The sequence below is a fragment of the Enterobacter sp. 186315 genome, assembly GCF_053290175.1.
Map to the genome: position 1 here is coordinate 18290 of NZ_JBPTTK010000030.1, position 12265 is coordinate 30554.

14 protein-coding genes and 3 pseudogenes are annotated in these 12265 nt (G+C 61.8%); 11 read left to right on the forward strand and 6 right to left on the reverse strand.

Going from position 1 to position 12265, the window contains the following annotated elements; translation table 11 throughout:
- Nucleotides 1–12: 12 nt before the first annotated feature.
- Nucleotides 13–435 (reverse strand): MarR family winged helix-turn-helix transcriptional regulator, encoded by a 423-nt coding sequence (locus ACSVHP_RS21535; protein WP_223296479.1) that lies wholly within the window; start codon nucleotides 433–435, stop codon nucleotides 13–15.
- Nucleotides 436–802: 367 nt separating this feature from the next.
- On the opposite strand from ACSVHP_RS21535, the gene ACSVHP_RS21540 reads away from it, so the two are divergent.
- The gene (locus ACSVHP_RS21540) at nucleotides 803–1699 is read left to right on the forward strand and encodes a LysR family transcriptional regulator (protein ID WP_011191354.1); all 897 of its coding nucleotides are present in this window, start codon (nucleotides 803–805) and stop codon (nucleotides 1697–1699) included.
- On the opposite strand, the gene ACSVHP_RS21545 is transcribed toward ACSVHP_RS21540, so the two are convergent.
- The 4 genes from ACSVHP_RS21545 to merR are packed head-to-tail and all read right to left on the reverse strand — an operon-like array spanning nucleotide 1696 to nucleotide 4713.
- On the reverse strand, nucleotides 1696–1935 hold the full coding sequence (locus ACSVHP_RS21545) for a DUF2274 domain-containing protein (protein WP_018429611.1): 240 nt from the start codon (nucleotides 1933–1935) through the stop codon (nucleotides 1696–1698). The genes ACSVHP_RS21540 and ACSVHP_RS21545 overlap by 4 nt on opposite strands.
- Nucleotides 1935–3155, reverse strand: coding sequence for a TrbI/VirB10 family protein (locus ACSVHP_RS21550; RefSeq protein WP_011191355.1), 1221 nt, complete (start codon nucleotides 3153–3155; stop codon nucleotides 1935–1937). Before ACSVHP_RS21550 ends, ACSVHP_RS21545 begins: the two co-directional genes overlap by 1 nt.
- Complete coding sequence (gene trbG / locus ACSVHP_RS21555; RefSeq protein ID WP_011191356.1) at nucleotides 3152–4201, reverse strand: P-type conjugative transfer protein TrbG; 1050 nt, start codon at nucleotides 4199–4201, stop codon at nucleotides 3152–3154. Before trbG ends, ACSVHP_RS21550 begins: the two co-directional genes overlap by 4 nt.
- Before the next feature lie 56 nt (nucleotides 4202–4257).
- Nucleotides 4258–4713, reverse strand: coding sequence for an Hg(II)-responsive transcriptional regulator (gene merR / locus ACSVHP_RS21560; RefSeq protein WP_001166628.1), 456 nt, complete (start codon nucleotides 4711–4713; stop codon nucleotides 4258–4260).
- Between the two features lie 71 nt (nucleotides 4714–4784).
- Between merR and merT the strand changes: the two genes are divergently transcribed.
- The 9 genes and pseudogenes from merT to ACSVHP_RS21605 form a co-directional block, all read left to right on the forward strand.
- Nucleotides 4785–5180: a mercuric ion transporter MerT gene (gene merT, locus ACSVHP_RS21565; RefSeq protein ID WP_001294653.1), complete on the forward strand. Its 396-nt coding sequence runs from the start codon at nucleotides 4785–4787 to the stop codon at nucleotides 5178–5180.
- A gap of 15 nt (nucleotides 5181–5195) precedes the next feature.
- A complete protein-coding gene (gene merP, locus ACSVHP_RS21570) occupies nucleotides 5196–5471 on the forward strand; it encodes a mercury resistance system periplasmic binding protein MerP (protein WP_000732275.1) in 276 nt (91 codons plus the stop codon).
- Between the two features lie 27 nt (nucleotides 5472–5498).
- Complete coding sequence (merC, locus tag ACSVHP_RS21575; protein ID WP_000522996.1) at nucleotides 5499–5924, forward strand: organomercurial transporter MerC; 426 nt, start codon at nucleotides 5499–5501, stop codon at nucleotides 5922–5924.
- 38 nt (nucleotides 5925–5962) lie between these two features.
- Nucleotides 5963–7648, forward strand: coding sequence for a mercury(II) reductase (merA, locus tag ACSVHP_RS21580; protein WP_000209296.1), 1686 nt, complete (start codon nucleotides 5963–5965; stop codon nucleotides 7646–7648).
- A 17-nt stretch (nucleotides 7649–7665) separates the two neighbouring features.
- The gene (merD, locus tag ACSVHP_RS21585; RefSeq protein ID WP_001277466.1) at nucleotides 7666–8031 is read left to right on the forward strand and encodes a mercury resistance co-regulator MerD; all 366 of its coding nucleotides are present in this window, start codon (nucleotides 7666–7668) and stop codon (nucleotides 8029–8031) included.
- Nucleotides 8028–8264: a broad-spectrum mercury transporter MerE gene (merE, locus tag ACSVHP_RS21590; RefSeq protein WP_001087807.1), complete on the forward strand. Its 237-nt coding sequence runs from the start codon at nucleotides 8028–8030 to the stop codon at nucleotides 8262–8264. Before merD ends, merE begins: the two co-directional genes overlap by 4 nt.
- 65 nt (nucleotides 8265–8329) lie before the next feature.
- On the forward strand, nucleotides 8330–8542 hold the full coding sequence (locus ACSVHP_RS21595) for a DUF3330 domain-containing protein (RefSeq protein ID WP_000993245.1): 213 nt from the start codon (nucleotides 8330–8332) through the stop codon (nucleotides 8540–8542).
- A gap of 129 nt (nucleotides 8543–8671) precedes the next feature.
- Nucleotides 8672–9229, forward strand: a complete 558-nt coding sequence (locus ACSVHP_RS21600; protein ID WP_004213590.1) for a recombinase family protein — start codon at nucleotides 8672–8674, stop codon at nucleotides 9227–9229.
- A gap of 2 nt (nucleotides 9230–9231) precedes the next feature.
- Nucleotides 9232–9962: pseudogene (locus ACSVHP_RS21605) on the forward strand (DUF4158 domain-containing protein); the annotation flags it as partial.
- Nucleotides 9963–10157: 195 nt separating this feature from the next.
- Here the strand turns inward: ACSVHP_RS21605 and ACSVHP_RS21610 are convergent.
- Nucleotides 10158–11504, reverse strand: a pseudogene (locus ACSVHP_RS21610) (Tn3 family transposase); the annotation flags it as partial.
- Here ACSVHP_RS21610 and ACSVHP_RS21615 point away from each other — a divergent pair.
- Nucleotides 11502–12200, forward strand: a pseudogene (locus ACSVHP_RS21615) (Tn3 family transposase); the annotation flags it as partial. The pseudogenes ACSVHP_RS21610 and ACSVHP_RS21615 overlap by 3 nt on opposite strands.
- Between the last annotated feature and the right edge of the window lie 65 nt (nucleotides 12201–12265).

Below are 12265 nucleotides of genomic sequence, written 5' to 3' on the forward strand. Positions count from 1 at the left end.
CTGATCATATCGTCAGCCTTCTGATGCGACGTTCCAGCGTGGCGAGCGCCCCGGCTTAGCTTTACCACGGGAAGGCGCGATCCTGCTGTAGCCGCACAGATGGCAAAGGCTGACCGAGCCATCTTTGTCGAAGCCGTTTGCCACAAGGAGCCGCTCCGACAGCATGCCTAGAATGTCGAGGTCATTGGGCGACAGGGGCGAAATACATTCGGAGATCACCTGCTCCCGTGCCTTGAGCAAGGCGTCCGTTATCTTCTTCCCCGAATTGGTGAGGTGAATGAAGCGCGCCCGCCTGTCGGTGATTTGTCTTCGTCGTTCCACCAACTGTTCGCGCTCGAGCCTATCGATCAATCGCACCGTCCCGGCATGAGAAAGCCCGATCGAGGTAGCCAAAACGCTGATCGGCAGTCCGGGCTCCATGCTGAGTAACACCATCACGGCGGTCCCCGGGCCGCTTGGTGAAAACGAGGCCGAGACACTGGCGATGCTGTCTGCAACGGCCAACGCGAGTGCACCTAAATGGTACTTGGCGACCTCAGGCTCCATACCGCAAGAATATATGCTTCGCGCATAGACTTCAAGCGTGTGAAAATGTATGACCGCCGCATGCATCTATGACAGATTCGGACATGGTCATGCTCATTGAGGGGCTCAGCTCGGATTCCACATCTGAGATCAACGGACGTGCTCGTTCCCCAGGCGCTAGCGGGGGTGGGCTCGATGAAAGTGGACGTGCATGGGTGCCGCTCACCGGGCGCAGGCGGTTCGCCGATGAGACCGCCGGTATGATCGGACGGGTCTCATGCCCGACCTGACTCTTGATCTCCGATACCTGAAGTACGCCGTTCAGGTCGCCGAGGCCGGCAGCTTCCGCCGAGCGGCGGAGCGCCTATCGATATCGCAATCCACCGTCAGCCGACGTGTGCAGCTGTTTGAGCGCCAACTTGGCTTTTCTCTCTTCAAGCGTACGCGAGCGGGGGCAGGGCTGACTCCAGAAGGTGAGCGCTTCCTTCAACAAGCGGTGGTGGGAGCGCGCTACCTTCGTAACGCCGCAACGGAGATCCGCTCCGCGCGGAAACTCAAGACCGGGCTCGTGAGGTTTGGAATGCTTGAAGCGTTCCCGGCGTGCCCGATCATCAACATTCTCTCGGCATTCAGAAATAGACATCCGACGATCGAGGTAAAGCTTGAGGAAGGCACTTCAGAAGAAAACACTTTGGGGGTGAAGCGCGGATTACTGGACGCAGCAATCAGCCTGAGTGCGAGCAAGAGCCCTCAGTTCCAAGTTCGACGTCTCTGCGAACCAGATCTGTTCGTGGCATTGTCCCCGCTTCACGAGTTGGCAGCACGGCCACAGCTGTCGTGGGAGGACGTTTGTGACGAAGTCTTCCTCGTTCGCTCGGATGGCGCTGGGCGTGAGCTCGCTGGCATACTCCGGCGCATGGTGGGCGCCGGAGACGGAGCGGTTCAACTCTCGATCCAACAAGTCAGCCGAGAAACCCTGCTGACGATGGTCGAACAGGGCTTCGGCTTGACCATCACCAGCGTGATCTACCGGCCGGATATCGCGTTGATCCCGCTCCCATCGGCGCGGGCGCCGACGGCCGCTATAATTTCTTCCAGTGACAACGACAACCCGACTCTGCCGCTGCTGCTGAAGTGTTTCGACACCCCCTCTAGAGCGGGGACCACGGATTAATCGGCGCTCCCCGGCGTCAACGTTCGCCTGGCTTTGGCGAAGCCACGGTCTGTCGCGATGAACCGTTGTAACATCGGGACGATTAACCGAGCTGGGTCAACAGCGGACTGACCTTGCTCTCGGCCCAATAGGTGGGCGTAGTCAACAAGGTCCTGGTGGAGAGCTGCAGGTAGCTCGACCTGTACCTTAAGCGGCTTGTCGTCCGCGATGGGGCCTAGCTTAAGCTTCGACATCATCACCCTCCATATGGCTCCAGTACCAAGTCTCGCGTCACGAGAACGCGCACGGGAAATCCGGGCCGAATAGTGATCGTGGGCGCGACGTTGAGCTGACGCCTCACAATCTGCTGCCCTGCGTCGTTGATGGTGTCCTGCCCACCGTTCCGGATCGCCTGAACGAGCTGATCGTCGTTGTCGACCGCGAGTTCGGCGCCGACGCTCAGCAGTGTCGACAATCCCGCAGCCTTGGCCAGATCCCACCAATGGTAATCGACGCCATCCTGCAGCCCGGCGAACCCTTCAGCGTCAGCACCAGGCTGGCGCTCGAGAACGATCGAGCGCCCGTTCGGGAAGACGAGCCGAGTCCAGACGAGCAGGACTCGGCTCTGGCCGAACTGCACGTTGTTGTCGTACTGCCCGACCACACGAGTGCCTTGCGGCACAAGCAAGATACGGCCGGTTGGGCTGTCGTAGATGTTTTCGGTGACCTGCGCGGTGATCTGGCCGGGTAGATCGGATCGGATGCCGGTGATCAGCGCCGCGGATATCACTGCTCCCGCCTGAAGGACGTTCGGCGATACTGGCGCAGCGACGCGATCGGGCGCAACCGTCCTGCGATCGGCCGCGGCGTTCAGAAACGCGTTCTGCCGGTCCTGCGCCGAGGGCGTGGCGGGCGGCGGAGCGAGGCCAATGCTCGCCAAATCCGGCACCGGCGCGAGCGCTGGGGCAGCTCCCGCAGCAGCGGGTGTGCCCCGGCTTTCCGATCCGGAGAAGAGACGGCTGGTGCGCGCGGTCTCGATTTCCTGAAGGCGGCGCTGCTCTTCCGGGCTGATGCCGGGATTGGGCGTGGCCGTCCCGGGTGTGGGCACCGGCTGTCCGCGATCCTGGGTACTAAGGATCGGCCGGCCGAGGTCACCGGGAAGAGGGGGACCGAGCTGTGGCACGCCACTGTAATCTCGCGGCAGGCCGGCCAGTCCGTCAGCGGTCGAGCGGTTCTCGGTCGAATAGAGTTCGTCGTTCGGCCGACCGGCGTCGCGGGTCTGAAGCGCGTAGATCAGCGCACCTCCGAGCCCGACGCTGGCGACAAGACCGAGGCCGGCGAGAACCTTCCGCGACAACCGGGTGACGCGGGGCGGTTCGGCCCGCAGCCGCATCGGCGCAGGCCCGACCGGCTCGCCGGTCAGGGGCTGCGCATCGTCGTCCGGCACTTCCTCAATCCGGGGCGGGTTCTCGCTCACGAGGTCGGCCTCCCGTCTGTGCGGACGATCCTGACGCGCTTCTGCTCGCGGCCGGAGCCGAAGCGAAGTTCGGCAGCCGCGAACAGACGATCAACGATCATGTGGTGGCCGCGAACGCGATAGTTCACGAGCTCAGAGGTGTTGCCCTCGGGGCCGACGACGAAGAGTGGCGGCATCTCGCCCTGACCGATGCCGCGCGGAAACTCGATAAAGACCTGGCGTCCGTCGTCGAAGGCGCGCAGCGGCCGCCACGGCGCACGGTCGCCCTCGATCGCATAGCGGAAGTTGACGTTCGCGAGATCGACGCCGCTCGCCACCGGCTGGGCCGCCTGCGCCTCGGCGTTCTGACGGCGCAGCGCAATGAGCTGGTCTTGCGGATACTGCCATGAGACCGACGCCATATAGGTGCGCTCTGTCGAGCGCAGCTCCATGTGATAGGTGCGCATGTTGGTGTTGATGACGAGGTTTGTCATCAGGTCGGCGCGGGTGGGCTTTACTAGGATGTGGATCTGGCGCGTTGCCCCCGATCCGCTCTCGGTGTCGCCGATGATCCAGCGCACTGTGTCGCCGGCGGCCACCGGGCCTGCGCCGACAAGCTGCTCCCCGGGTTGGAGCGCGATGTCGGTGATCTGCCCGACGGCGGTATAGACTTGATAAAGCGCCCCTTGAGTCCACGGGTAGACCTGCATCGAGTTAATGAAGCCGTCGCGCACCGGCTGGACTCGTGCCGCCTCGTTTGCCTGGTTGACGCGAGCGGTCGGATTAGAAGGCTCCGGGGCACGCCGCGTCTCCTCCACACGCTGCAATTGGCCAGGCAGCGGCAGCGGCCGGGGCAGCTCGACCACGGTGACCGGCGCGGGTGGATCGACGGTCTGCACCGCCGGAGCCGCATTGTCGTAGGAAATCTCCGGCGGCGGATTGGTGGTCGCGCAGCCCGCGAGCGCGGTCGCCGCTAGCAGAACGACCGGGAATGCGGCTCTACGGAGAGCCGGGAGTACGTGTGTGTGTGAAGCCGGGTTTCCGGCTTTACGGAAATACGGCTTCATTGCCCAAGCTCCCGTGACCAGTTGGGGTCGTCTCAGAATTCGGAAAATAAAGCACGCTAAGGCGTAGTCACCCCGTGACTCCCCCGCGCCGATGCAGCGAGCTTCGTTCCGTCTTGCAGTGACGCAATCAGCGGGCAGGAAACGTTCCCTTTCCGCGCATGGCAGGCGCACACCAGTTCAGACAGCACGGCCTCCATGCGTGCCAAGTCGGCCATCTTCTCGCGCACATCCTTGAGCTTGTGCTCGGCCAGGCCGCTGGCTTCCTCGCAATGGGTGCCATCCTCCAGCCGCAGTAGCTCGGCGATTTCGTCCAGGCTAAAGCCCAGCCGCTGGGCCGATTTCACGAACCGCACTCGTGTTACATCCGCCTCGCCATAGCGGCGAATGCTGCCATAGGGCTTGTCTGGCTCCGGCAGCAGGCCCTTGCGCTGGTAGAACCGGATGGTCTCCACATTGACCCCGGCCGCCTTGGCAAAAACGCCAATGGTCAGATTCTCAAAATTAATTTGCATATCGCTTGACTCCGTACATAACTACGGAAGTAAGCTTAAGCTATCCAAACCAAATTTGAAAGGACAAGCGTATGTCTGAACCACAAAAGTCTGAACCACAAAAGTCTGAACCACAAAAGTCTGAACCACAAAACGGGCGCGGCGCGCTCTTCGCCGGTGGGCTGGCCGCCATTCTTGCGTCGGCCTGCTGCCTGGGGCCGCTGGTTTTGATCGCCTTGGGGTTCAGCGGGGCATGGATCGGCAACCTGACGGTGCTGGAACCCTATCGCCCGATCTTCATCGGCGCAGCGCTGGTCGCGCTGTTTTTCGCCTGGCGGCGCATCTACCGCCCGGCGCAAGCCTGCAAACCGGGTGAGGTCTGCGCGATTCCCCAAGTGCGAGCTACTTACAAGCTCATTTTCTGGATCGTGGCCGCGCTGGTCCTGGTCTCGCTCGGATTTCCCTACGTCATGCCATTTTTCTATTAATCACAGGAGTTCATCATGAAAAAACTGTTTGCCGCCCTCGCCCTCGCTGCCGTTGTTGCCCCCGTGTGGGCCGCCACCCAGACCGTCACGCTGTCCGTGCCTGGCATGACCTGCGCCTCTTGCCCGATCACTGTCAAGCACGCGCTTTCCAAGGTTGAGGGCGTGAGCAAGACCGACGTAAGTTTCGACAAGCGCCAGGCCGTCGTCACCTTCGACGATGCCAAGACCAACGTCCAGAAGTTGACCAAGGCGACCGAGGACGCGGGCTATCCGTCCAGCCTCAAACGCTGATCCGTTAACCGAACTCGGGAGCGACACATGGGACTCATCACGCGCATCGCTGGCAAAACCGGCGCGCTCGGCAGCGTCGTTTCCGCGATGGGCTGCGCCGCCTGTTTTCCTGCCATCGCCAGCTTTGGCGCGGCCATCGGACTGGGCTTCTTGAGCCAGTACGAGGGGCTATTCATTGGCATCCTGCTGCCGATGTTCGCCGGCATCGCGTTACTCGCCAATGCTATCGCTTGGCTCAATCATCGACAGTGGCGACGCACGGCGCTCGGCACGATAGGCCCGATCTTGGTGCTGGCAGCGGTGTTTTTAATGCGGGCTTACGGCTGGCAGAGCGGTGGACTGCTCTATGTCGGCCTGGCCTTGATGGTTGGGGTGTCGGTCTGGGATTTCATCTCGCCAGCACATCGCCGCTGCGGGCCGGACAGCTGTGAATTGCCAGAACAACGTGGCTGACGGCAACAGCCGTAGCCACCACAGAAAAGGAAAAATACATGACCACCCTGAAAATCACCGGGATGACCTGCGACTCGTGCGCGGCTCACGTCAAGGAAGCCTTGGAGAAAGTGCCCGGCGTGCAATCGGCGCTGGTGTCCTATCCGAAGGGCACAGCGCAACTCGCCATTGAGGCGGGCACGTCATCGGATGCGCTGACTACCGCCGTGGCCGGACTGGGCTACGAGGCAACGCTTGCCGATGCGCCACCGACGGACAACCGCGCCGGCCTGCTCGACAAGATGCGCGGCTGGATAGGGGCCGCTGATAAGCCCAGTGGCAACGAACGCCCGTTGCAGGTCGTCGTCATTGGTAGCGGTGGAGCCGCGATGGCGGCAGCACTGAAGGCCGTCGAGCAAGGCGCGCAGGTCACGCTGATTGAGCGCGGCACCATCGGCGGCACCTGCGTCAACGTCGGTTGTGTGCCGTCCAAGATCATGATCCGCGCCGCCCACATCGCCCATCTGCGCCGGGAAAGCCCATTCGACGGCGGCATGCCACCCACACCGCCGACGATCTTGCGCGAGCGGCTGCTGGCCCAGCAGCAGGCCCGTGTCGAAGAACTCCGTCATGCCAAGTACGAAGGCATCCTGGACGGCAATTCAGCCATCACCGTTCTGCACGGTGAAGCGCGTTTCAAGGACGACCAGAGCCTTATCGTTAGTTTGAACGAGGGTGGCGAGCGCGTCGTGATGTTCGACCGCTGCCTGGTCGCCACGGGTGCCAGCCCGGCGGTCCCGCCGATTCCGGGCTTGAAAGAGTCACCCTACTGGACTTCCACCGAGGCCCTGGCGAGCGACACCATTCCCGAACGCCTTGCCGTAATCGGCTCGTCGGTGGTGGCGCTGGAGCTGGCGCAAGCCTTTGCCCGGCTGGGCAGCAAGGTCACGGCCCTGGCGCGCAATACCTTGTTCTTCCGTGAAGACCCGGCCATCGGCGAGGCGGTGACAGCCGCTTTCCGTGCCGAGGGCATCGAGGTGCTGGAGCACACGCAAGCCAGCCAGGTCGCCCATATGGACGGTGAATTCGTGCTGACCACCACGCACGGTGAATTGCGCGCCGACAAGCTGCTGGTCGCCACCGGCCGGACACCGAACACGCGCAGCCTGGCATTGGAAGCGGCGGGGGTAGCCGTCAATGCGCAGGGGGCCATCGTCATCGACAAGGGCATGCGCACCAGTAGCCCGAACATCTACGCGGCCGGCGACTGCACCGACCAGCCGCAGTTCGTCTATGTGGCGGCAGCGGCCGGCACTCGTGCGGCGATCAACATGACTGGCGGCGATGCGGCCCTGGACCTGACCGCAATGCCGGCCGTGGTGTTCACCGACCCGCAGGTCGCCACCGTGGGCTACAGCGAGGCGGAAGCACATCACGACGGGATCGAGACCGACAGTCGCCTGCTAACACTGGATAACGTGCCGCGTGCGCTTGCCAACTTCGACACACGCGGCTTCATCAAGCTGGTCATCGAGGAAGGTAGCGGACGGCTCATCGGCGTGCAAGCGGTGGCCCCGGAAGCGGGTGAACTGATCCAGACGGCGGTGCTCGCCATTCGCAACCGTATGACCGTGCAGGAACTGGCCGACCAATTGTTCCCCTACCTGACCATGGTCGAAGGGCTGAAGCTCGCGGCGCAGACCTTCAGCAAGGACGTGAAGCAGCTTTCGTGCTGCGCCGGATGAGGAAAAGGAGGTGTTCAATGAGCGCCTACACAGTGTCCCGGCTGGCCCTTGATGCCGGGGTGAGCGTGCATATCGTGCGCGACTACCTGCTGCGCGGATTGCTACGGCCGGTCGCGTACACCACGGGCGGCTACGGCTTGTTCGATGACACCGCGTTGCAACGGCTGCGCTTTGTACGGGCTGCCTTCGAAGCGGGTATCGGCCTGGACGCACTGGCGCGGCTGTGCCGGGCGCTGGATGCTGCGGACGGTGACGGTGCGTCTGCGCAGCTTGCCGTGTTGCGGCAACTCGTCGAGCGTCGGCGCGAGGCCCTGGCCAGCCTCGAAATGCAACTGGCCGCCATGCCAACCGAACCGGCACAGCACGCGGAGAGTCTGCCATGAACAGCCCAGAGCACTTGCCGTCTGAGACGCACAAACCGATCACCGGCTACTTGTGGGGCGCGCTGGCCGTGCTCACCTGTCCCTGCCATTTGCCGATTCTCGCCATTGTGCTAGCCGGCACGACGGCCGGCGCGTTCATCGGGGAGCACTGGGGTATTGCAGCCCTCACGCTGACCGGCTTGTTTGTCCTGTCTGTGACGCGGCTGCTGCGGGCCTTCAAGGGAAGATCATGACCGCTTCCCAGCCAGCCGAGAGTGGGCAGCTTTGAGCTTCGCTACCAATCTGGAGGAGTACCACCATGAACGCAAACGCCCCGAACACTGCCAGTTGCACCACCTGCTGCGTATGCTGCAAAGAAATTCCGCTCGATGCCGCCTTCACCCCGGAAGGCGCGGAATACGTCGAACATTTCTGCGGGCTGGATTGCTATGAACGCTTCCAGGCACGCGCCAAGGCCGCGACAGAATCTGACATTGCGCCTGTCCCTGGCGGTTCGCAGCCGTCAGATTGAGGCATACCCTAACCTGATGTCAGATGCTTGGCGCAAAGCACGTCAGAATAGAGTTGTAGTTTGTATTTATTGACACAAGCCGCCAAGGGTAATGGATTTCATCCTGACACTTTTACCTTTGGAGGCACCTTGCAAGGTCAACGCATTGGCTATATCCGCGTCAGCAGCTTCGACCAGAACCCTGATCGGCAACTGGAGCAAATCGAAGTCGGTAAGGTATTCACCGATAAGGCTTCCGGCAAGGACACGCAACGTCCCGAACTTGAAAGGCTGCTGGCCTTTGTGCGCGAGGGCGACACCGTGGTGGTGCACAGCATGGACAGGTTGGCACGCAATCTCGATGACCTGCGCCGCATCGTTCAGGGGCTGACACAACGGGGCGTGCGGATGGAGTTTGTCAAAGAAGGGCTGGCGTTCACCGGCGATGACTCACCGATGGCCAATTTGATGCTGTCGGTCATGGGGGCTTTTGCGGAGTTCGAGCGCGCACTGATCCGCGAACGCCAGCGCGAGGGAATCGTGCTGGCCAAGCAGCGCGGTGCCTACCGGGGACGAAAGAAATCGCTGAACAGCGAACAAATTGCCAAGTTGAAACAGCGAGTCGCGGCAGGCGATCAAAAAACCTTGGTGGCCCGTGACTTCGGCATCAGTCGCGAAACCTTGTACCAGTACCTGCGGGAAGACTGATCATGCCGCGCCGCTCAATCCTGTCCGCCACCGAGCGCGAAAGCCTGCTGGCACTACCAGATGCCAAAGACGAACTGATACGGCACTACACGTTCAACGAAACCGACCTATCGGTGATCCGCCAGCGTCGCGGCGCTGCGAATCGATTGGGCTTCGCCGTGCAGCTTTGCTACTTGCGATTCCCTGGCATCTTCTTGGGCATCGATGAGCCTCCGTTTCCGCCCCTGTTGCGCATGGTGGCCGCACAACTCAAGGTGCCGGTGGAAAGTTGGAACGATTACGGCCAGCGCGAGCAGACGCGGCGGGAGCACTTGGTCGAGCTGCAAACGGTGTTCGGGTTCAAGCCCTTCACCATGAGTCACTACCGGCAGCCGTGCATACATTGACCGAGCTGGCCTTGCAGACCGATAAAGGGATTGTGCTGGCCAGCACCCTTGTCGAAAACCTGCGGCGGCAGAGCATCATCCTGCCCGCCATGAATGCCATCGAGCGCGCGAGCGCCGAGGCCATCACCCGTGCCAACCGGCGTATTTACGCGGCGTTGACCGATTCTTTGTTATCGCTCCACCGTCAGCGCCTGGACGAACTTCTCAAGCGCAAGGACGGCAGCAAATTGACGTGGCTGGCATGGCTGCGCCAGTCGCCCGTCAAGCCGAACTCTCGGCATATGCTTGAACACATCGAGCGCCTCAAGGCTTGGCAGGCGCTTGACCTTCCCGCAGGCATCGAGCGACAAGTTCACCAGAACCGCCTGCTCAAGATCGCCCGTGAGGGTGGGCAGATGACGCCTGCCGATCTGGCAAAGTTCGAGATGCAACGACGCTATGCCACTCTGGTTTCGCTGGCCATTGAAGGTATGGCCACCGTCACCGACGAAATCATCGACCTGCACGACCGCATCATTGGCAAACTATTCAACGCCGCCAAGAACAAGCATCAGCAGCAGTTTCAGGCTTCCGGCAAAGCCCGCTGTGTCGGTGTAGTGCTCCTCGATCCGCAAGTCCGACTCGTGGTACAGCAGGCCATCGAGCACATAGGTTGAATCACGCACGCCGACGTTGACTACCTTGGTGCTGAAGGGCGCGTACTGGTCGGAGATATGGGTATAAAACGTCCGGCCTGGACTGCTTCCATACTTCGGGTTGATATGCCCGGTGCTCTCCGCTTTGCTGCCGGTTCTGAAATTTTGGCCATCCGACGATGACGTGGTGCCATCGCCCCAGTTTCCGGCAAAGGATTGCCGGAACTGCGCGTTGACCAGTTCGGCCAGCGCCGTTGAGTACGTTTCATCCCGGATGTGCCAGGCTTGCAGCCACGACAGCTTGGCGTAAGTCGTGCCTGGGCAGGACTCGGCCATCTTGGTTAGCCCGAGATTGATGCCATCAGCCAGGATCGTCGTCAGCAGCAAGGTTTTGTCCTTGGCCGTGTCGCCGGTCTTCAGATGCGTGAAATGCCGGGTGAAGCCTGTCCACTCATCAACTTCCATCAGCAGTTCGGTAATCTTGACGTGTGGCAGCAGCATCGCCGACTGGTCGATTAGGGCTTGTGCGGTCTCCGGCACCGCCGCGTCCAGCGGCGTGATCTTCAGGCCGGACTCGGTAATGATGGCATCCGGCAGATCATTGGCCGCCGCCATGCGGTTGACGGTGGCAAGCTGCTGTTCCAGCAATGCCAGTCGGTCGTGCAAATACTGATCGCAATCGGTGGCCACTGCCAGCGACAATTCGTTGGCCAGCTTCAGAGTAGCGAACTTCTCGGCCGGCACCAGGTACTCATCAAAGTCCTTGAACTGGCGCGAACCCTGCACCCAGACATCGCCTGATCGCAGCGCGTTCTTTAGCTCTGACAGGGCGCACAGCTCGTAGTAGCGCCGGTCAATGCCATCGTCCGTGAGCACCAGTTTCGCCCAGCGTGGCTTGATGAATGCGGTCGGCGCGTCGGCGGGCACCTTGCGGGCGTTGTCGCTGTTCATGCCGCGAAGCACCTCGATGGCATCGAGTACGCCCTTGGCGGCTGGTGCCGCCCGTAACTTAAGTACGTCCAGGAACTGCGGCGCGTAGCGGCGCAACGTGGCGTAGCTTTCACCGATGCGATGCAGAAAGTCGAAGCTCTCCGGCTGCGCGAGCTTTTGCGCCTCCGTGACGCTGGCGGCGAAGGTATCCCACGGCATTACGGCCTCGATGGCGGCGAACGGATCGCCGCCGCTCTGTTTGGCTTCCAGCAAGGCTTGGCCGATGCGGCCATACATCCGCACCTTGTCATTGATCGCCTTACCGATCATGTCTTCGGCCTGATGCACCTACTGGGCTTCCGATTCGCGCCACGTATCCGAGACCTGGGCGACACCAAGCTATTCATCCCAAAGGGCGATGCCGCCTATGACGCGCTCAAGCCGATGATTAGCAGCGACCGGCTGAACATCAAGCAGATACGCGCCCATTGGGATGAAATCTTGCGGTTCGCCACTTCGATCAAGCAGGGTACGGTGACGGCCTCGCTGATGTTGCGCAAGCTCGGCAGCTATCCGCGTCAGAACGGACTGGCCGTTGCACTGCGCGAGCTGGGGCGCATTGAGCGCACGTTGTTCATACTGGATTGGCTGCAAAGCGTGGAGCTGCGCCGCCGCGTGCAGGCCGGACTCAACAAAGGCGAGGCGCGCAACGCGCTGGCCAGGGCGGTGTTCTTCAACCGACTGGGCGAAATCCGCGACCGCAGTTTTGAGCAACAACGCTACCGGGCCAGCGGCCTCAATCTGGTAACGGCGGCCATCGTGCTTTGGAACACGGCCTATCTGGAACGGGCAACCAATGCTTTGAACGGGCACGGCAAACCGGTAGACGAGACGCTGTTTCAATACCTGTCACCGCTGGGGTGGGAACACATCAATCTGACCGGCGATTACCTCTGGCGCAGCAGCACCAAGGTCGGCGCAGGCAAGTTCAGACCGTTGCGACCACTGCCACCGGCTTAACGTGCTTTATTTAATGAGATGGTCACTCCCTCCTTCCCAGTACTATGCTGAGGACAGGCTTTCAT